The sequence below is a fragment of the Streptomyces sp. NPDC050564 genome (assembly GCF_044457265.1).
Classification (GTDB): Bacteria; Actinomycetota; Actinomycetes; order Streptomycetales; family Streptomycetaceae; genus Streptomyces.
This window is the reverse complement of the sequence record NZ_JBITGS010000041.1, coordinates 1-18,259: the sequence shown is the minus strand read 5'-3', so window position 1 is coordinate 18,259 and position 18,259 is coordinate 1. Positions and strand designations below refer to the sequence as shown.

Sequence of the window (18,259 nt, the reverse complement as noted above, 5' to 3'; positions counted from 1 at the left end):
TAGTGTTCCGTAAGGAAAGGCGGTTTCGAGGATGCCCTGGACTGCGACCGGCCGATACGACCTGGAGCCCGCCCCAGGCGGGCTGGCATTTGTCCAGGACCTGCTCAACACGATCTCTGCGGGCAAGCCGCGCGAGCCCGACCTCCTGGAGGACGTCGAGGTCGCGCGGACGTGGCTCGCCCAAGCCTTCGCGAACTGGAACGAAGAGACCGGCCAGCCCGCACCCGTGGTCGAGATCACGGCAGATGACCTGCAGGAATTGCGCGACTTCCGGCACGACCTGCACCGACACCTGCAGCCGGCGGGACCGGACACCTCGCCGAAGTCGCACCCGGTGCGCACGCCCACGGCCGCGCAGACCGCCCTCCGCCTCGACGCGGACGGGCGCATCCGCGCCGAGGCGCGGGGCAAGGGATGGCGCCAGGTGGCATCTCTCGCCATGATCGAGGCGTATCAGGCCCAGTGCGCCGACTCCCTGCGCCGCTTCAAGAGCTGCCGGAACACCCGCTGCACCGTCACCTTCTTCGGCCGCTCCCGGAACAACAGCGGCGTATGGCACGACGTCCGCGTCTGCGGCAACGCGGCGAACCTGCGCAACCACCGCGCCCGCAAGCGGGCGGCCGCCGGCACCGCATGCCCAACCGCTCCTGGGAGCCGGCCCGCCCCTACTCCCTCGCCAACCTCGGACAACACCCGTAAGGGGAGACACGGCTGTCCGCCGCCATCGGCGGGCTCCGCCACGCCGCAGCGCGCCCCTGGCACAGCATTCATTCGTACGGCGCCGCGCCGATCCGCCCAGGGCCGGGACGCGCGAACGGGCGGTCGTTCCGCATGCCTGCTCCGGATTCCGACCGCACAGCGATGGCCCCGCACGGGGCGGCGGCACTGCTCGGCCGGGCCAGCGTCCGGGCCAGAACCCGGGGCCCAGGCGCATGAACGGGAGCATGCGCCCGTCGGGGGTGTCGCCGCGTCCCCGGAGATCCACCGCCGCGGAAGAACGCCCCCATCCATGCCTGCACACAGCACGCAGGAGCGTCCGGTCGTATCCGCGGCCGCCGGACAGTCGGCGGCGGACGGCCGCCGCATCCGGACTCCGTCCGGCCCCCCGGTTCACCCGAGGCCGTTCGCCCGACGGGGCGAGGGTGACTCCGCTGTAACCGGAGATGACATAACCAAATGTGCTACGCTTATTTCTTGAGGGTCATACGGAGACCTGCCACCCCGCTCGGGCGAGCGCAACCGGGGTCGGCGGAACGCCTTCGACGAGCCGACCGTGCCGGTCCACCACGGTGCCGGGCGTATCGCACCCGTCGGATCAGACCATCTCAACTGCGCACCCAGACGTTGTGCCCGGCTCGCGACCCGGCCACGGAGCAAACGGTCGCGCGAGCCACATTCCGCCCCTGAAGGAGGCACCATCATGACCGCATCCGCATCCGCATCCTCTCCTCTGGCGTACGAGGTTCTCGTCCAGGAGGGGACGCCCCGGGCCGGCGGCGAGCGGCTGCCCAACGGTGAAGGGCTCGTCTCCTCGCCCCTGACGTCGACGCTGATCTTCGGGGGCGAGGACGCCGTGCTGGTCGACCCGCCTCTCACCATCGAGCAGACCCAGCGGGTGGGCGACTGGATCGAGCGCTCCGGCAAGCGCCTGGCCTACATCTACGCCACCCACGGGCATGGCGACCACTGGTTCGGCACCGCCGATCTCGTGAAGCGGTTCCCCGGCGTCACTGTCTACGCGACCCCCGGAACCATCGAGGTCATGCACAAGCAGGCCACCGAGGGACGCGAGGAACTGTGGGACAAACGCTTCCCCGGCCTGATCCCCGACACCCCGGTCCTGGCCGAGCCCGTCCCCGCCGAGGGCTTCTTGCTGGAGGGCAACCTCATCGAGGCCGTCGAGGTCGGTCACACCGACACCGACAAGACCACGGTCCTGCACGTGCCGTCGATCGGCCTCGTGGTGGCTGGCGACGTCGTCTACAACGGCGTGCACCAGTACATCCTCGAAGGCGGCGACGGCGGCCTGCAGGAATGGCTCCTGGCCCTCGACCGCGTCGCCGCGCTCGAGCCGCGCTCCGTCGTGGCCGGTCACAAGAACAAGGACCTGCCCGACGACCCGGCCACCATCGAGGAAACCCGCCAGTACCTGGTCGACGCCATCCGGCTGCTCGGCCAGAACCCCACCGCCCGCGAGTACTTCGACCAGATGACTGCCCTCTACCCGGATCGACTCAACCCGGGCCCGGTGTGGTATGGAGCGGTCGGCCTGCTCGGAGCCTGACGGAACGAGGGGAACGAGCCCGAGACGCGCCGCGCGGCGCCTTCCACTACGGAACGGTGCCGCCGCCGTGCACATAGGGAACGCCGCGGAGCGGACCGGTCGACGTCATGCTGGGACGGCGGGAAGAAGGTGGCAGGCCGCTAGCGGCACCTGGTGGTGGACTGCCTCGGCCGGGTCCTTGTCGTCGCGGTGACCGCGACGAGTGTGCAGGACAGGGGGAGACATCCGTCGAGCTGATCGAGCGGCTGCGCAGGCTCTACCGCAACCACAGACCCACGCTGAAGCATGCCCAGCGGCTTCACTCGCTGGGTGGTCAGCTCCGTACGGTCCCCGATAAGCGGTTCCGTGGATGCCACGACCAGGCGCTCGCGGGTGCTGCCCGGGCCCGACCAGGCGCCGCCTGCATGAATGCACCTAAATCCGTCCATGATTATGTGTATGCGGGAGGTGGTGTCATGGATGGTATTGCCGATATGGGAGGTACTCCGGGATGGGGACCCGTCCCGTCACCCAACCCGATGAACCGGTCTTCGCGGAGCCCTGGCAGGGCAGGGCGTTCGCGCTGGCGCTCCTGTCCTCAAGCGTGGCCGGGGCGAACGTGGACGCCTTCCGCCACTCGCTGGAGCGCCTGGACCGGGCCGCCTACCTGGAGGACGGCTACTTTGGACGCTGGCTCAACGGTGGGGAGCTGCTCCTCACGGAGAGCGCGATCCTCGCGCCGGGCGCGATCGACGCCCGCGCCCGAAATCTTCGCGGCGAGGGCGTGCAGGAGCCGCCGTTTCCTGAGCCCGCCAGGCCGGACTACCGGCCCACCGCGGAGGGCCCACTGCGCTCCGTGGACGCCGCGCCCGCCTTCGCGGTCGGCGATCGGGTGCACGCCAGGAGCTTCTCGGTTCCCGGGCACACCCGGCTTCCGGCCTACATCCGGGGTCACGCCGGTGTGGTGGAGCTCATCCAACCCGCCCATGTGCTCGCGGACACCAATGCCTGCTTCCAGGGTGAGAACCCGGAGCACGTCTACTCGGTGCGATTCGACTCGCGCGAGCTGTGGGGCGTCGACGCGGAACGATTCTCCGTCACCGTAGAGATGTACGAGAGCTACCTGGAGACAACCTCATGACCGACACCACCGGCGCACGGGGGACGTCTTCCTTCCGCTCTGCGCACCGAGGCGCTCGAGCAGTTGCTCACCGAACGGGGTCTCATCGACCCCAAGGTGATCGACGGGATCGTCACCACCTATGAGACCAACGTGGGCCCGCTCAACGGTGCCAAGGTCGTAGCCAAGGCGTGGACGGACCCGGAGTACCGGCGTCGGCTGCTCGCGGACGGCACTGCCGCGATCAAGGAGCTCGGCTTCTCGGGGTCCATGGGCTGGCACATCGTGGTCGTGGAGAACACTCCGACCAAGCACAACGTGGTGGTCTGCGCGCTGTGCTCCTGCTACCCCTGGCCGGTGCTCGGCCTGCCGCCGAGTTGGTACAAGGATCCCTCCTACCGCGCCCGCGTGGTCAAGGAGCCCCGCACGGTGCTCTCCGAGATGGGCCTCGACCTCGACGAGGACGTCGAGATCACGGTGCGTGACTCCACCAGTGAGGTGCGCTGGCTGGTGCTGCCTGAGCGTCCGGCCGGCACCGAGCACCTTACCGAGGAGGGACTCGTGCCTCTGGTGACCCGTGACGCGATGGTCGGTGTGGCCGAGGTGGCGGCCCCATGACCGCGCCACTGGACATCGAGGGCCCGGCCGCACCGCCGCGCTCCAACGGTGAGTTGGTCTTCGCCGAACCCTGGGAGAGCCGCGCCTTCGGCATGACTGTCGGCCTCTACGAGGCGGGCGCCTTCACCTGGCCGCAGTTCACGGACGCACTGATCGCCCGGATCAGGGCTTGGGAGAGCACGGCGGCTCCCGACGAGCCCTACGACTACTACCGGCTCTGGCTCGCCGCCCTGGAGGACGTGCTCACGGACCTTTGCGTCGTGAGCACCGACCAGGTCACCTCCCGTACCCGGACCCTGGCCGAGCGCCCCGCGGGCCACGACCACCGGGACGGCCACGGGCACGATGACCATCACTGATCGCCGGCGCCCGCCCTGTCGGCGCCATCGCGGTACGGGGCCGCACCGGCCAGGGACCGACAACGGCGGAGTGCCGCCGGCCGCTCCGTACCCGGCGACCGGCACGGGTATGGACATGAGACATCAGAGGAGTTGAGCGCTGGGCCCCGCGACTGTCGACCGTGCCACGGGGCCGCGCGGGCCCCGGCGCCCCCGTGGCCGTGCGGCGCCCGGCGCGGCGTGGTCTCCCTGCGCGGTGAGCCGGCACTCTGCCGCAGCCGTGCCGTATACGGCCCTGTGAGTGCCGGTCGCCGAAACGGCGGTCACTCACAAGCCCGGGCGTGGACCGGTGGCGGAGCGGTCAGCCCAGGTAGAAGTCCTTGCGGGCGGCCACGAACGTCTCGATCGACTCGGGAGCGATGCCGGTCACGCGCTCGACGCCGTCAGCCGTGCGGTCGTAGCGGTTCTCCTGGTGGAGACGGCCCATGACGGCGATGTGGCGCTCGATGTGCGGTGGCAGGGCCGCCTTGGCGAGCACTTCCGCCTCCCACCGCTCCAGCGGGACGTCCACGTAGCGCACCTTGCGGCCCAGCGCCCGGGTGAACTCCGCGGCCAGCTCGTTCATGTCGACGGAGCGCGGCCCGGTCAGTTCGTAGACCTGCCCGATATGGGGAGCCGGGTCGCGGAGCACGGTGGCGACGACCCGGGCGACGTCGTCCACGGCGACCGGTGAGGTGCGTCCGGTGCCGAATGGCAGGGCGATCGTGCCGTTCTCCTGGATCGTCCGTGCCGCAAGGGACGTGAAAAGGGGGTTGTCCAGAAATGACGTGGGCCGGATGTGGACCACCGGCAGGCTCGACCAGTCGAACACCTGCTCAGCGAGCCAATGCAGTCGCTGCTGGTGCGACTCCTCGGTGCTGGTGGCGGTCATCTGCGACACCGTCATCTGAGAGAGGTCGACCAGGGCGTCCAGTTCCCCGTGCTCGCGTGCGACGGAGGCCACCACCGTGGCCGCCAGCAGGTGGTCCGGCGACACACGCATCGCGAAGTACATCCGCGTCACGCCCCGCAGCGCGGCCGCCAGGGACTCGGGCCGGGTCAGGTCGCCGATGACGACCTCCGCGCCGAGCCTGCGCAACTCGGCGGCTCGCTCGTCCTCGGTGCGGACCATGAACCGCACCGGGACGTCCTGCGCACGCAGCTGTTCGAAGACCGTACGGCCCACGCCACTGGCGCCGGGGATGAGAACGAGATTGCTGGCGACCATCAGTTGTCGTCCTTGGTGAGTGATCGGATATCCGAGTTGCGGCATGAGCAGAGGACCAGTGCGGCCGCAGCGGGCGCCGGCGGGCTGCCGCTGCTCCGAGAGGCAAGCGGACCGGCACGCGCCGGTCGATGGCGGCGGCCCGGCCTTGGGGGCAGAGGGCCGGGGGACGGTCCGTCGCCCGGCCCGGCGGCCCCCGTGCCGCAGGCGACCGGCCAGGAGGCACCCGGAGGGGTCGGAAGGCCGGTAGCGGGGCGCACGCCCCGGGTCGCTGATTCAGGACTCGTCCTCAGCGAGGAAGTGGTCGGCCACGGGGGTGCCGGCGAACTCCTCGTGCATGAGGCGGGAGAAGAGCAGCATCGCGTTGCGCGGGCGGTGCAGTACCGCGAGATCCTGGGCCTGCCCGGCGGCGTTGCGGGTGACCGTGACGACGACCTTCAGGGGCTCGCCGTGAATCGAGGAGTCGTAGATCTCGAGGAAGCCGTCGTCGCCGAAGTCACCGGTGTAGCTGAAGTCCTGGTGCCCGTACAGTTCGCGGGCCTTGATCACGATGGAGCGGACCGTCTCGGCGCCGCGCGCAGTGCCGCTCATCGCCGCGCCTTCCAGGGTGGCGTCGTCGGCCAGGTTGTCCAGCCACCACGGGTAGTAGCTGAGGCCCTGACGGTCGGCATCGCCGTTGCCTGCGTTCCGCATGTCGTGTCTCCTTCGAAGATCCCGGCCAATGGCGGGACGGTGGGGGGTGGGTCGCCGGGGCGGAGCAGCTCCGGCCGACACATAGGAGCATATCCTCGTATTGTACATTCGAGCAAGCATGTCACCCGGTCGGCGGGCAACTGGTCGCGTCGCCGGACCTTGCTTCGAACTCATTAGGAGCATATGCTCCTAAATGTTTCGGGGAAGCCGTTGCCTGCACGTCCGCGCCGGCGGCCCGACGCGGCGGGGTCTTCCGAGCGGACAGCACAGCGGGGTCAATCGCCTCGACGGCGCCTACCCTCCCGCCCCCGTTGCACCGACATTCCAGAGGGTGCAAGGCCACATGCCTGCGCCCCGTGCATTGTTCAAAGGAGTCACACCATGACCGTTGTGAGAGCTGCCGCAGTTCAGATAAGTCCCGTGCTCTACAGCCGCGCGGGCACCGTCGAGAAAGTCGTGCGGAAGATCCGGGACCTGGGCGCACAGGGCGTCCAGTTCGCCGTCTTCCCCGAGACCGTCGTCCCCTACTACCCCTACTTCTCCTTCGTGCAGCCGCCCTACACCATGGCCAAGGAGCACCTGCGCCTCCTCGAGGAGGCGGTGACGGTGCCGTCCGCCGAGACCGACGCGATCGGCGCGGCAGCCCGCGAGGCGGGCGTGGTCGTCTCGATCGGCGTCAACGAACGCGACGGCGGCACCATCTACAACACTCAGCTGCTCTTCGACGCGGACGGCACGCTGATCCAGCGCCGGCGCAAGCTCACGCCGACCTACCACGAGCGGATGATCTGGGGCCAGGGCGATGCTTCGGGACTGCGCGCGGTGGACAGCGCCGTCGGCCGTATCGGCCAGCTCGCCTGCTGGGAGCACTACCTGCCACTGGCGCGCTATGCCCTGATGGCCGATGGCGAGCAGATCCACGCCGCGATGTACCCCGGCTCCTTCGGCGGTGAGCTGTTCGCCGGGCAGATCGAGGTGAACATCCGTCAGCACGCGCTGGAGTCAGCCTGCTTCGTGGTCAACGCCACCGCCTGGCTTGATGCCGACCAGCAGGCAAAGCTCGCCGAGGACACCGGAGCCCCAGCCGCTGCGATGTCCGGCGGCTTCTTCACCGCCATCGTCGACCCCGAGGGCCGCATCATCGGCGAACCGCTCACGTCCGGCGAGGGCGAGGTCATCGCCGACCTGGACTTCGAGCTGATCGACCGGCGCAAGCGCCTGGCGGACACGCGCGGCCACTACAGCCGCCCGGAACGGCTCAGCCTCGTGGTCGACCGCACGCCGGCACCCCACCTCCGCGAGCGCGACGCCCACGCCGGAACCCACTCCTTCACGGCACCAGGTGAAGACCGCACCGCCGACACCCAGTGAGACGTTGCACACCTGACTGACCCGAAGACGGCAACGGTGCTGTCCGTAGGGTCGTGGCCCTGGGGCGTGCCGATGCTCCAGAGGCCTGCCGAGGGGCCCGGTCACAGGAGACCGGGCCCCCGCGGCGCCGGGCCGGTGGACCTGCCCGCAGGATGTGCAGCACCCCCCGCACGGACGACGACCACGTCTGAGGGTTGCCTCGTCCCGCCCGGCGGCGGCTCTGTCGCGCGTCGTGACGGGCTGCAAATTTATACTTGCCGTTGAGGGAGCTGTCCCGTGGTGACCAACAGCGCAGTCGAAGAGCACCGCCGCCGAGACCGGTCCGGCCACAGCCAGGGCGCGGATCTCGCGGAGGCACTGCACGCTGCTGTCCGCAAGACGATGCAGCGGGTCGACGCGGCGGCAGCCGCGGTCTACCTCCTGGCCGAGGACGGCACCGAGCTCCGCGCGGCGATGATCGCAGGCGGTGCGCCGTCCCTGTTCACCCTTCCGGCACGGATGCCCCTCAATTCGCCCTAGGCGACAGCGCGTGCTCTGGCTTCGGGGACAACAGCGCTCCTGACCGACCCCGACCCCGCACCGACGCAGCAGCAGTACGCCCGGCCGTACCCGTACGCCGCGCTTGCGGCCCCGGTCCTCGCCGCCGGCCGGCGTTTCGGTGCCCTGACCGTCCTGCGGCTGGAGACCCGTGGCGACTACCGCGGGGCAGACCATACGGCCGTACAGGACCTCGCTGCCGAACTCGCCGAGGCCCTCGCAGCGCTCGCAGAGCGTGGCATCCCGATCACACCCGGGCCCATGCCGGCGCTCGTGCCGACGAGGTTCGATGCGGATACGAGCGCCGACACTCCGGGCTGGGGAGTCTCTGGCGTCCCCGGGTCCTCCGGCGTCAGCCTGATGTATCCACTGCGGCGGCTCTCCGACCTGCTGAACCAGGCCACCACCATGGGCGACATCGTCGCAACGGCCCAGGAGTGCATCATGTCGCCGTTGCATGCCGACGGCCTGGTCCTGACATCGGCCGGCGAGAACCGCCTGTGGGTCCTGGGGCACAGCGGCAGGTCGTCAGGAATGGCCCGAACTGTCCACGGTGCCCCCCTCACTGCCCCCACGCCCGCAGCACAGGCGGCCCAGGGCGCCCCCTGTTCATCTCCGCAGGCCAGCCGTCGGCTGCCCGCCCCGACTGGTGCGAGGACTTGCCACGAGCCGAGGCCCAACTGCCTCTCATCGCCAGCAGCCAGACCAACGACCTGGCTCTCACGGGACACAAGAACGTCATCGGCATCTGCTGCCTGTCGTTTCCCGGCCCGCGCGACTTCCCGCCGGAGGAGAGAGCAACCCTGAGCATGATGGCGGCCCTGCTGGGAGCAGCGCTGCAGCGCGTAGGGCTGAGCGAGAAGCAGCACCAGACAGCCGAATGCCTTCAACGGCGGCTCCTGCCCTCCACACTGCCCGAGCTGCCCCGACTGACGACGGCGGCGCGCTACCGGCCCGCCACTGTCACCGCGAGGGTGGGCGGCGACTGGTACGACGTGATCAGACTGACGGACGAGCGAATGGTACTGATCGTCGGCGACGTAGAAGGACACGCCGTGGAGAGCGCCGCCGTCATGGGCCAGGTACGCACCGCGGTGGCCGCCTACGCGGCGGAAGGACACCCTCCCGCCACGGTGATCGACCGGACCGCGCGGCTGCTCACCGCACTACGCACGGAATTGCTCGTGACCTGCTGCGTCATCGCGCTGGACACGGCCGACGGCACCACGGAGGTGGCTCTGGCCGGACATCCGGAGCCGCTGGTGCTCCGGCCCGACGGCAGCACCGGCACGCTCGACGCACCCGCCAACGTCCCGCTCGGCGTCCCAGCGCCCGACGCCTACCGAGGGCGTGAGCACATCCTCGCGCCCGGGACGGTCCTCTTGCTGTACTCGAACGGCCTGATCGGCGGAAACGCCACCGACCCGGGATCCAGCGCCCAGGCGCTCCTCGACTCCGGCAACCGCGCGGCCGGAACCGATCTCGAGCACCTGGCCGACCATCTCGTCGCCGAGGTCTTCAGCCCGCAGCAGCGCCGCGACGACGCCGTGCTGCTCCTGGCCCGCTACGAAGACGCCGCCAAGGCGCGGGCGCACCGCGAACGGCCGGCCTGTGCATTCAGCGCCAGGACGTCCAAGGGGTCAAAGCGGTACGGAACTTCGTCAGCGACCGGTTGTGTGCCTGGGGGCTTACAGAGGTGTCGGACTCCCTGCAACTCATAGCCTCCGAGATCGTGACCAACGCGCTCATCCACGCGGGCAGCGACGTCGATGTCCGGCTGAGGGCGTTCGCGGATCATGTCCGGCTGGAAGTACGGGACTCCGACAGTAACCCGCCCGTTCCCTCACCACTGGCGCTTGACGAGGAGGAGAACGCGGAGGCCGAACACGGCCGCGGCCTCCTCATCGTGGAAGCCCTCGCCGGTGGGTGGCACAGCTTCCCCAACGGCCGGGGCAAGACGGTGTCACTGGACATGCCCATCCCGGCTGTCTGAGCCGCGAGCATGCTCTCGCGCCGCCCGTGAAATTGCCCGCCAAACGGCTCCTCGCAGGCAGGTCCGGCATTGCGGACCTGCCTCTGGTCCATGAGGAGAAGCTCTCATGGACCAGGGCGAGGTCCCCGCGGGTCCAGGCGGGCCTGCTCGTCTGCGACCGCCCCGGGAACGCCGCGGTGTGCAGCGGCCGGCCCCGCCCGCCGGCCAGGAGACCTGGACACCCGTTCCGGCCTGCCGCCGGGGCGCTTGCGGCAGGCCGGCGTGCGGCCCTCCGGTGAGTGAGGATGCGTGCAGATGCGGGCGGGGTCAGCAGCGGATCCTGCGCTGCCTCACCACGGTCGTCCCGGTGCGGTCACCGGGTGACGCTGAAAGTGAGGTGCCTCTCTGTCGTACCGGCGGGGACCGTGTGGACGTGGCCTCCGGCGGCGCTGTAGGCGCCCGAGCCGCCAGTGATCGCGACGTCGACGGCGGAGGCGGCCGGGAGGTGAAGGAGCGCCTGCCCGGTGATCTGCCCCTGGGGCAGCGAGAAGGTGCCCAGGCACTGCAGCGCGTCCGGGCTGGTGTGCACGTAGGTGCACACCACACTGTGGTCGCCGAGCTTCGTCCCGTTCTGGTACAGGTCCTCGGCGATCACCAGCTGGTCGCCGAGGCTGTGTCCCTTCTTGCCCACGTCGATGGATGCGGTCTGGGTCTGTTTGGCGACCATCTGGATGATTTCGGTGCGGTGGTCGTGGCTGTGGTAGCCGTCGAAGGTGCCGGCCGATGCGAGCGGTGCACCGGCGACGAGCACGGCGGCAGCGCCGGCGGCGACGCCGGCGGCCGGGATGAGCTTGCGGAATCTGAACTTGCGCATGGTGGTGCTCTTTCCATGATCTTCTGGGTGGGTGCCGGCGCGAAGAGGGCGGCAGCGGGTCCGTGTGGAGGGACTGCCGCCCGGGCCGGTCTGAGCGCATCACCTCAGGTCGACGCTGACGAGCGGGATGCCACACTTTCCTCGCACACGAGGAAAGTGTGAGCTTTGAGTGTGGCGAAAGGTCTGTCGGAGGGGCAGGGGAGCTGCCAGCAGCGCGTAGGCGGCAGCGGCGTCTCGGTGATCCAGTCCGTGCTCGCGGTCCGGCGCTTTCAGAGGATGATCGGAAGGTCTGCGGTGCAGGCCTCGACTTCCGCTATTGCGAACCTTGATCCGACCGGCCGGTGCTGTGGGGCGCGGCCGGGCGAGACCAGCCAGCCGTTTCCGGGGTGGGCTGTGCGCAAGACCACCGGTGCATGCAGCGGCTGCTGCTCGCTGCGGCTCGGACGATGGGCACCAGCGCGCCGAAGGCCTCGTCGACGCCATCAGCTGGAGGCCGGATCGCGACGCCCGAGCCATGCGGCTCGTGATCCTTGCCCCGAACAGGCCTGTGGTGTCGTCCTGTTGGAGCGGCACCGCAGGCCTGTTCGGGACTGCAGGAGCGGTGTGTTATTTCGTGGTGCCCCAGAGCTGGCCAGCGGGGACATGGGACGGGTTGCCCATCAGCCTGTCGACCCGGATCTGGTTGGGCACCATGTTCCGGTGTCCGCCGTGCCGGTGACCGCTGTGCTGGAACGCGTTGTGCGTGAAGGTCATCGCGTAGGGGTGGGCGAAGTTTCTGGTCGAGCCGTTGACCAGCGGGAAGTGGCCCTGGGAGGCCGTCGCGGGCGAGTCGGCGGTGTCTATGATCCAGACGGTCTCGGCCGATACACCGCACTTCTGCAGCGTGAGACCCTCGTCCTGGTACGCGTTGTGAGCGAGACCCGCGCACAGGCCGGTGCGCTGGCCATGGGGCGCGTACTCGACCTCCACCGCATGCAGGCTGCCGTAGTGCTTGTTCACCTCGGCGGACACGAGGCCGTCCTTGTAGAAGTCCGACACGGCCCCCGACCGGTGGCCGACGATGTCCCCGGCCGCACGGTGCGTGCTGACGGGCTGCATCGCGGTGGGCTGTCCCACCCTCGCCACTCCTCGGTAGACGGTCTCAACCAGGTTGGGCTGCTCGGACGTCCCGAACTTGGTGCTGTAGATCTTGATGCAGCTCGCGCCGCACTCGGGCGTGGCCGCACTCGCGGACAGAGTCCCCACCGCACTGAGACCGCCCGCGAGGGTCACCACTGCCGCAGCAGCCAGCACCTTGTTCTTGACGTTCTTGACAGACATACATGATTCCTTCACTCGAGTCACAGCCGCACCGTGCGCACTGCTCGGACCTACGGGCCCACACCCGTCTCCAACCACCGAACGACGACAGCCGGCTCACTGGTCACCCGCGCTCGAGCAACCCGCAGCGGCCGCAGCTCGCGGCCCTGTCGCGTCCCGGCAGCCGATCGACCAGGCGGGCAAATGCCAAAAAACGGATCCTTCACTTAGGAGCATATGCTCCTAAGTATGGAACGGCAACCCCCTCCCGCCATCCATCGCCCGGCGCGACGGCGGCGATCACAACCCCGGCGGTCGTGCCGCTCGGGGAGCGGTCGACAGTCAACGCCTCGCGTGGGTCCGGAACAGGCCCTTGACTCTGTTGGGGATCTTGGAGTTGCCGAGGTCAGGTGCCCAGGGTGCGCCAGGATTTTGGCCGGGGGATCTCGTGTTGATCGAGGTAGTTCTGGAAGGCGGTCGGCCGGCGGGGAGGGAGTGCCTCCTCGGTCGGTGGGAGACCGCTGAGCCGCTCGATGTTGATGGCGATGGCGGTCAGGACGTGCTGGAGGTGAACCTTGCCCTGTCCGCGGTAGCGGCAGCGGCGCATGCCGTGGCCGTGTGCGAACTCGTTGACCGTTCCCTCCACTCCGGAGCGGACCGCGTAGCGGGTCTTCCACTCGGGTGTCTGTTTGCTCGGCACGGACACGGAGTTGCAGGTCGCGGAGTCCTTTGGTGAACCGTGCCACGATCAGCGGGGCCGCTGTGGGTGAGGAGGTCGGGTAGGGGCCGTGCCAGCCCTGGCTGGCCTGGCCCTGAGGGCAGGTGACCTGCCGGAGGTCGTAGTCGATGTGGAAGTCGTCCCGGGCGAAGCCCTCGCCTCGACGGTGTTGCCGGGTGGGGTTGCCCCGGAGCGGCCCGGAGACGGTGACCTGGTGGTCACGTGCGGCTTGTTCCAGGTGGGTCAGGGAGGTGTAGCCGCTGTCGACCAGGTGCTCGGCGGGCAGGAGTCCGCGGCGGGAGAGGCGGGTGTGGATGCCGGGCAGGACCTTGCTGTCGTGGGTGGTGGCCGCGGTGGTGGCCACGTCCGTGATCACGTTGGGGCCGTCGGGAGCACAGGTCTCGGTCAGGTGAGCGGAGAACCCCTTCCAGCTGATGATGTGTCCGTGTCGTGCGTAGCGGGCCGAGGTGTCGTAGGGAGAGACGACCGCCCGGGACGAGGGCGGCAGCCCGGGTCCGCCTTCCTTCTCGGCGGTGCGCCAGCGCAGATGTCCTGCTGCGTCACGGTGGTAGTTCTGCACCATGATCTGGCGCAGGGCCTGGATGCGAGGACCGGACGTGCGGTCTGCTCCGTGCCGGAAGAGGTGTTCCAGGAGCCGGACGGCGTCGTTTCCAGTGGCAAGGATCCTGGTCTTGGGCTTGGTGGGGTTCTTGCCCAGGAGGACCGGTCGGCCGTAACGGCGCCCCCAGTCCTCGTCGACCAGCTCGTCCAGCAGGTGCGGGGTGGTGCCGGCGAGTTCCTCCAGCGCGGCGCGGACCGCTTCGGTGACCATCTCCAGCCGGGTCAGGTCGCGGACCGCGGCCAGGACGTGGGTGGAGTCGGTGCGCTGTGTGGTGCGCTCGTGCACCAGACCGGCCTCCTTCAGGCGGGCCAGCGCGAGGTCGAGGAGCCGGTCGGCGCGGTCGCCCTCGGTGAGACGGTCGCGGAAGTCGGTCAGCACACTGTGGTGGAAGCCGGGATCGTCCAGCTCCATGGCCATGGCGTACTTGAAGTCGATGCGGCAGCGCACCGCCTCGGCGGCCTGCCGGTCCGACAGACCGAGCACGAACTGCAGCACACAGACGGTGGCCAGCTGGGCAGGCGAGAGACCCGGACGCCCGTCACGCGGATACCAGTCAGCGAAGTCCTCGTCACGCCACAGCCCGTCCAGGCGGTCTCTCACCCACATTGCCGCCGTACCACCCGGGTTGCTCGCCCGCGCGATCTGCGCGGTCAGAGGCGGGACTTGCTCACCGGAACGAGGACGGAGCAACAACGGACACCTCGACAACTGCATGGGCTCTCGGAACACCCCGAGCATGCCCACCGATCACGCCGGCGCACCGGGCAACTCCAAGATCCCCGACAGAGTCAAGCTAGGCCCTTCGTCAAGCGATCGTGATGATGGTTGGCATGAGGGATGAGGTTCAGGGCCTGGGTCGTGAGAGCCGTCGGGGGTGGACGCCGCTGCACTTGGCGGCGGATGAGCAGGATGCGGCGGCTGTCGGCTCTCTCCTGGCAGCGGGTGCGTGGGTGGATGCCCCGGACGAGCAGGGCAACACGCCTTTGCGGCAGGCGGTGTTCACGTATCGAGGCGATGGCGCGGTGCTCTCCGTGCCGGTCAGTGCCGGTGCCGATCACGTGCAGGCCCCTCCATCACGCTTTCGTCCGGCCTGCCGGGGCACCGAGCTGCCACATCCACGTGACGGAGAGCTCTTACGGCCCGGGTGAAGCCGGCGCTCAAGCCCCTCATCAGCGGTCCGTCGATGCCTCCGGATCAGGTGACACCTCCTCCCCAGGTCATCCGTTTGACAGGGGCGGAACAGTCATGCCGGGCCCGGAGGCCAGCGGTCCTCTTGCAGGACCGCGAAGAAGATAACTCGGGGGCGAGGGGCTGCGGGGTGTAAGCGACGTCGCCCGAGACGAGCCGGGTGGTGCAGGTGTGGCATACGCCGGTGCGGCAGGACCAGCGGGTGGGGATGTCGCAGGCTTCGGCGAGTTCGAGGAGGGACGCGCGGGCGGGTGACCAGGGGGTGGTGATGCGGGCGAAGGTGATGAGGGGGCCGGGAGGCTGGTTGCGGCCGGAGTGCGGCGGCGGGGTTGATGCCGGGGTTGATGGCGGGCAGGGCGCTGAAGGCTTCGGTGTGGATGCGCTGAGGGCTCAGGCCGTGCTCGTGCAGGTAGCCGCTGATGTCGTCCATGAAGGCGGCCGGTCCGCAGAGGTAGGCATCCGCGTCGGCGGGGATGTTCAGGGCTGGGTTGATCACCCGCAGGGCCCGCGGCATCCGTCATGTCGCGGCACACTGGAAAACGGCGCTGAACCAGTTCTCCCCGTTCTTCGAGGACAGGCTCAACACCGGCTGAAGCCCACCCTGCAGCAGGCCGGGGAACCGCTCGGCCTGCTGGCCCCCGGGGCGTGGGCGATCCCTGCCCGGGCGTGTGGGGCATGACGTTCACGGCTGGCGCAGGCCCCCCAGCCGCCCGCCTTCGTACGTGTGCGGATCGTATGGGGGGCTGAAGTTTCACCGAGTCGCTCTCGGCGGAGCGGTGCGGTTGCCGGCACCTGTCTGTGCCGGGTGGCGGTGCGGCTGTCGGGTGAGCGGGCCCGTCGGCGGCACGTGGGCGGGGCTGGAGACGGAGGTGGTGTCGCATGCCCGGCGATGATCTGCTCGCACTCATCGATGAGGGCGGACGCGTGGTCGAGTGGGGATGTTTGGCCGAGGAGCTGTTCGGGTGGTCCGCCGAGGAGGCCGCCGGTCAGATGGTGACCGCGCTCCTGCGTGAGGCCGCCGCCGGCGGCGCGTGGTGGCAAGAGGGGTTCTCGGAGGCGGCCGCTGTGCTGGTGAAGCCGGTACGGCGGGGCTCTTCGGTTGTCTGGCAGGTGCGCACGGCGGGGCGGGACGCGGCGGGCCCGAAGGTGTCATGGGCCCAGTCCCTGGTGGGGTTGCTCGTCCTGGACGGCCGGCTGCAGGTGGTCCGCGTGGACGCCGCCTCGCAGGGGCTGCGTGGCGCACCGGTGGGACATCTTTTGGGCAGGCATTTCATCGAGGCGTACGCACTTGAGGACCCCGGGGAGGAAGCCGCCGTGGCGGGCGGGGTCCTGGAGAGCGGGGAGCCGGTGGCGAACCGGCTCGTCCGCGGCGGTGAGACGGCGGGCCGGCCCGGGTGCCGCATCTACTCCGTCTCGTACTTCCGTCTGGAGGATTTCGACGGTGAGGTGCTGGGACTGGTGGCGTCCGCGGCCGATGTCACCGAGCGGGAGCGCGCACACGACCGCCTGGCCCTGATGGACACGGTCCGCGCACATGTGGGCCAGCAGCTGAACATCGGGGTGGTCTGCCGGGAGCTGGCACAGGCGGTGGTGCCCGCCTTCGCGGGCATCACCGTCGTCGAGGTCATCGAAGACGTCGTCCGCGGAGAGGACCCTCCGCGGGCGCCGGTCGAGGGGGATGTTCCGCTGCGCCGGGCCGCCTTCGAAGGCCTGGTCTCGGCCTACCCGGTCGGGGACGTGCGCCCTCTGCCGGCCGGCACCCCCTTCTCGCGCGTGCTGTGCGACCTGCGGCCGCGCCTGGTGCCGATCGGACAGGACAGCGCGTGGCTGGCCGCCGACCCGGCCCGGGCCGACGCCATCAGACAGTCCGCTGCGCATTCCCTGCTCGTGGCGCCGCTGGCGCTGCGCGGCCGGGTGCTGGGCGTGGTCAGCTTCTACCGCCACGGGCAGGAAGACCCCTTCGACGAGGATGACATCGAGGTGGCGTCCGCCGTGTGTGCGCACGCGGCGCTGTGCATCGACAACGCCCGCCGGTACATGCGCGAGTGGATCATCGCCTCGACCGTCCAGCGCAGGATTCTGCCCAGGCCGCCGCTCGCACAGTCCGCTGTGGAGATCTCCCACCTGCACCTTCCCGGCCCGCAGGGCTGCGACGCGTGGTGCGATGCGATCGCGCTGCCCGGGGCACGGACCGCGCTGGCCGTCGGCGATGTGACAGGGCGGGGCATTGTCGCGGCCATCACGCTGGGACTGCTGCGCACAGCCATCCACACCCTGGCTGCGCTGGACCTGCAGCCCGACGAGCTGCTGGCCCGCCTGAGCGACACCGTGGCCCGTCTGGCCGCCGAGCGCGCCGCACTGCCGGCCCAGGATCCCCTGCACCATGAGCCGCTCACCGCCCGCTGCACCATCGCGCTCTACGACCCGGTCGACCTCACCTGCACCGTCGCCTGCGCCGGCCTCCCTGAGCCGGTCGCCGTCCTTCCCGACGGCACCCGGGCGGACCTGTCCGTTCCCCAGGGCCCCCCGCTCGCCGCGGCCGGCAGGGCCCCCTTCCCCGCGACCACCGTCGGCCTCCCCGAGGGCAGCACCCTGGTGATGGGCACGGCCGCACCCATCAACGGGCCGGCACCGCCGGGTGCACAGCCGCTGCTCCCGGACCAGGCGGGCACGATGCCCCTGGCGGACCTGCGCGACCACATCGCCTGCACGCTGGCCGGCGGCGAGGGGAGGAACGGGACACTGGTGCTGCTCGCCCGTACCAAGGCACTGCCCGAAGACCGGGTGCTGACCCGCCCGCTGCCGGCCGACCCCGAGGCCGCACCGATCGCCCGCCGGGCGGCCCGCCGCCGGCTGGAGGACTGGGGACTCGACGAGGAGACGGCGTTCACCGCCGAGCTGATCATCAGCGAACTCGTCGGCAACGCGGTTCGCTACGGTGCCCCGCCCCTGCAACTGCGCCTGATCCTGGACCGGATGCTGACCTGCGAGGTCAGCGACGCCGCGGCCAGTGCTCCGCACGTGAAACACGCCCGCACCATCGACGAGACGGGCCGGGGGCTGTTCATCGTCGCCAGCCTCGCGGACCAGTGGGGCACCCGCTTTCAGGCGCTGGGCAAGACCGTCTGGGCACAGCAGCCCACCGGGGCACCCCGGCAGGCCCCCCACCCGCAGGAAGCCCGGCCCGGCATCGCTGAGCCGCGTCGTTAGTCATCTGGATTCCTCCGTGGATACCCCAGCCTTCAGGCTGGGGTAGAACCGGACTCCTGCGGAGCAGGGCAAGGGAATGAGGTTCCCCCGAGATGCGGAGTGTGTTGACAGAGGGTCAGATGGGACTCATGAGAGGAACATCGACCATGGCTGCTCCCAGGAAGTACTCGCT

Annotated in this window: 17 protein-coding genes and 1 pseudogene; 11 read left to right on the top strand and 7 right to left on the bottom strand. The window is 69.9% G+C overall.

What is annotated here, in order from left to right; all coding sequences use genetic code 11:
• Positions 1-31 precede the first annotated feature (31 nt).
• The 5 genes from ACIBK0_RS42370 to ACIBK0_RS42350 all read left to right on the top strand — a co-directional run bounded on the left by ACIBK0_RS42370 (position 32) and on the right by ACIBK0_RS42350 (position 4,360).
• A complete protein-coding gene (locus ACIBK0_RS42370) occupies positions 32-1,198 on the top strand; it encodes a CGNR zinc finger domain-containing protein (RefSeq protein ID WP_399092643.1) in 1,167 nt (388 codons plus the stop codon).
• Positions 1,199-1,420: 222 nt separating this feature from the next.
• Entirely contained in the window at positions 1,421-2,284 is an 864-nt protein-coding gene (locus ACIBK0_RS42365; RefSeq protein WP_399092640.1) for an MBL fold metallo-hydrolase, read from the top strand.
• 490 nt (positions 2,285-2,774) lie between these two features.
• Positions 2,775-3,404 carry a nitrile hydratase subunit beta gene (nthB, locus tag ACIBK0_RS42360; protein WP_399092637.1) on the top strand — a complete coding sequence of 210 codons (630 nt, stop codon included), beginning with the start codon at positions 2,775-2,777 and terminating at the stop codon, positions 3,402-3,404.
• A 39-nt stretch (positions 3,405-3,443) separates the two neighbouring features.
• Positions 3,444-4,001, top strand: a complete 558-nt coding sequence (gene nthA / locus ACIBK0_RS42355; protein WP_399092829.1) for a nitrile hydratase subunit alpha — start codon at positions 3,444-3,446, stop codon at positions 3,999-4,001.
• Positions 3,998-4,360 carry a nitrile hydratase accessory protein gene (locus ACIBK0_RS42350; RefSeq protein ID WP_329374675.1) on the top strand — a complete coding sequence of 121 codons (363 nt, stop codon included), beginning with the start codon at positions 3,998-4,000 and terminating at the stop codon, positions 4,358-4,360. Before nthA ends, ACIBK0_RS42350 begins: the two co-directional genes overlap by 4 nt.
• 340 nt (positions 4,361-4,700) lie before the next feature.
• Here the strand turns inward: ACIBK0_RS42350 and ACIBK0_RS42345 are convergent, their stop codons facing one another.
• Positions 4,701-5,606: an NAD(P)H-binding protein gene (locus ACIBK0_RS42345; RefSeq protein WP_399092634.1), complete on the bottom strand. Its 906-nt coding sequence runs from the start codon at positions 5,604-5,606 to the stop codon at positions 4,701-4,703.
• A gap of 273 nt (positions 5,607-5,879) precedes the next feature.
• Positions 5,880-6,296: a hypothetical protein gene (locus ACIBK0_RS42340; protein ID WP_399092631.1), complete on the bottom strand. Its 417-nt coding sequence runs from the start codon at positions 6,294-6,296 to the stop codon at positions 5,880-5,882.
• Between the two features lie 381 nt (positions 6,297-6,677).
• Between ACIBK0_RS42340 and ACIBK0_RS42335 the strand changes: the two genes are divergently transcribed.
• The 4 genes from ACIBK0_RS42335 (at position 6,678) to ACIBK0_RS42320 (ending at position 10,197) form a co-directional block, all read left to right on the top strand.
• Complete coding sequence (locus ACIBK0_RS42335) at positions 6,678-7,667, top strand: nitrilase-related carbon-nitrogen hydrolase (protein WP_399092628.1); 990 nt, start codon at positions 6,678-6,680, stop codon at positions 7,665-7,667.
• A gap of 279 nt (positions 7,668-7,946) precedes the next feature.
• Positions 7,947-8,186 carry a hypothetical protein gene (locus ACIBK0_RS42330; RefSeq protein WP_399092625.1) on the top strand — a complete coding sequence of 80 codons (240 nt, stop codon included), beginning with the start codon at positions 7,947-7,949 and terminating at the stop codon, positions 8,184-8,186.
• Between the two features lie 677 nt (positions 8,187-8,863).
• Positions 8,864-9,925, top strand: a complete 1,062-nt coding sequence (locus tag ACIBK0_RS42325) for a PP2C family protein-serine/threonine phosphatase (RefSeq protein WP_399092622.1) — start codon at positions 8,864-8,866, stop codon at positions 9,923-9,925.
• Complete coding sequence (locus ACIBK0_RS42320; protein WP_399092619.1) at positions 9,877-10,197, top strand: ATP-binding protein; 321 nt, start codon at positions 9,877-9,879, stop codon at positions 10,195-10,197. Before ACIBK0_RS42325 ends, ACIBK0_RS42320 begins: the two co-directional genes overlap by 49 nt.
• A gap of 352 nt (positions 10,198-10,549) precedes the next feature.
• Here ACIBK0_RS42320 and ACIBK0_RS42315 read toward each other — a convergent pair whose 3' ends face one another.
• The 4 genes and pseudogenes from ACIBK0_RS42315 to ACIBK0_RS42300 form a co-directional block, all read right to left on the bottom strand.
• Entirely contained in the window at positions 10,550-11,050 is a 501-nt protein-coding gene (locus ACIBK0_RS42315) for a hypothetical protein (protein ID WP_399092617.1), read from the bottom strand.
• A 606-nt stretch (positions 11,051-11,656) separates the two neighbouring features.
• A complete protein-coding gene (locus tag ACIBK0_RS42310; RefSeq protein WP_399092614.1) occupies positions 11,657-12,370 on the bottom strand; it encodes a hypothetical protein in 714 nt (237 codons plus the stop codon).
• Positions 12,371-12,755: 385 nt separating this feature from the next.
• Positions 12,756-12,995: a transposase gene (locus tag ACIBK0_RS42305; RefSeq protein ID WP_399092826.1), complete on the bottom strand. Its 240-nt coding sequence runs from the start codon at positions 12,993-12,995 to the stop codon at positions 12,756-12,758.
• A 1,075-nt stretch (positions 12,996-14,070) separates the two neighbouring features.
• Positions 14,071-14,295: pseudogene (locus ACIBK0_RS42300) on the bottom strand (transposase); the annotation flags it as partial.
• Between the two features lie 212 nt (positions 14,296-14,507).
• Here ACIBK0_RS42300 and ACIBK0_RS42295 point away from each other — a divergent pair.
• Positions 14,508-14,837 (top strand): ankyrin repeat domain-containing protein, encoded by a 330-nt coding sequence (locus tag ACIBK0_RS42295; protein WP_399092612.1) that lies wholly within the window; start codon positions 14,508-14,510, stop codon positions 14,835-14,837.
• 46 nt (positions 14,838-14,883) lie between these two features.
• On the opposite strand, the gene ACIBK0_RS42290 is transcribed toward ACIBK0_RS42295, so the two are convergent.
• Positions 14,884-15,087: a 2Fe-2S iron-sulfur cluster-binding protein gene (locus ACIBK0_RS42290; protein ID WP_399092823.1), complete on the bottom strand. Its 204-nt coding sequence runs from the start codon at positions 15,085-15,087 to the stop codon at positions 14,884-14,886.
• 669 nt (positions 15,088-15,756) lie between these two features.
• Here ACIBK0_RS42290 and ACIBK0_RS42285 point away from each other — a divergent pair.
• Entirely contained in the window at positions 15,757-18,087 is a 2,331-nt protein-coding gene (locus ACIBK0_RS42285; RefSeq protein ID WP_399092609.1) for a SpoIIE family protein phosphatase, read from the top strand.
• The last annotated feature ends 172 nt before the right edge of the window (positions 18,088-18,259 follow it).

Coding starts and splice junctions, on each gene's coding strand:
- ACIBK0_RS42340 (WP_399092631.1), bottom strand. CDS start 6,296: ATGCGGAACGCAGGCAACGGCGATGCCGACCGTCAGGGCCTCAGCTAC.
- ACIBK0_RS42285 (WP_399092609.1), top strand. CDS start 15,757: ATGCCCGGCGATGATCTGCTCGCACTCATCGATGAGGGCGGACGCGTG.
- ACIBK0_RS42365 (WP_399092640.1), top strand. CDS start 1,421: ATGACCGCATCCGCATCCGCATCCTCTCCTCTGGCGTACGAGGTTCTC.
- ACIBK0_RS42315 (WP_399092617.1), bottom strand. CDS start 11,050: ATGCGCAAGTTCAGATTCCGCAAGCTCATCCCGGCCGCCGGCGTCGCC.
- ACIBK0_RS42310 (WP_399092614.1), bottom strand. CDS start 12,370: ATGTCTGTCAAGAACGTCAAGAACAAGGTGCTGGCTGCTGCGGCAGTG.
- ACIBK0_RS42345 (WP_399092634.1), bottom strand. CDS start 5,606: ATGGTCGCCAGCAATCTCGTTCTCATCCCCGGCGCCAGTGGCGTGGGC.
- nthB (WP_399092637.1), top strand. CDS start 2,775: ATGGGGACCCGTCCCGTCACCCAACCCGATGAACCGGTCTTCGCGGAG.
- ACIBK0_RS42295 (WP_399092612.1), top strand. CDS start 14,508: ATGATGGTTGGCATGAGGGATGAGGTTCAGGGCCTGGGTCGTGAGAGC.
- ACIBK0_RS42350 (WP_329374675.1), top strand. CDS start 3,998: ATGACCGCGCCACTGGACATCGAGGGCCCGGCCGCACCGCCGCGCTCC.
- ACIBK0_RS42335 (WP_399092628.1), top strand. CDS start 6,678: ATGACCGTTGTGAGAGCTGCCGCAGTTCAGATAAGTCCCGTGCTCTAC.
- ACIBK0_RS42370 (WP_399092643.1), top strand. CDS start 32: ATGCCCTGGACTGCGACCGGCCGATACGACCTGGAGCCCGCCCCAGGC.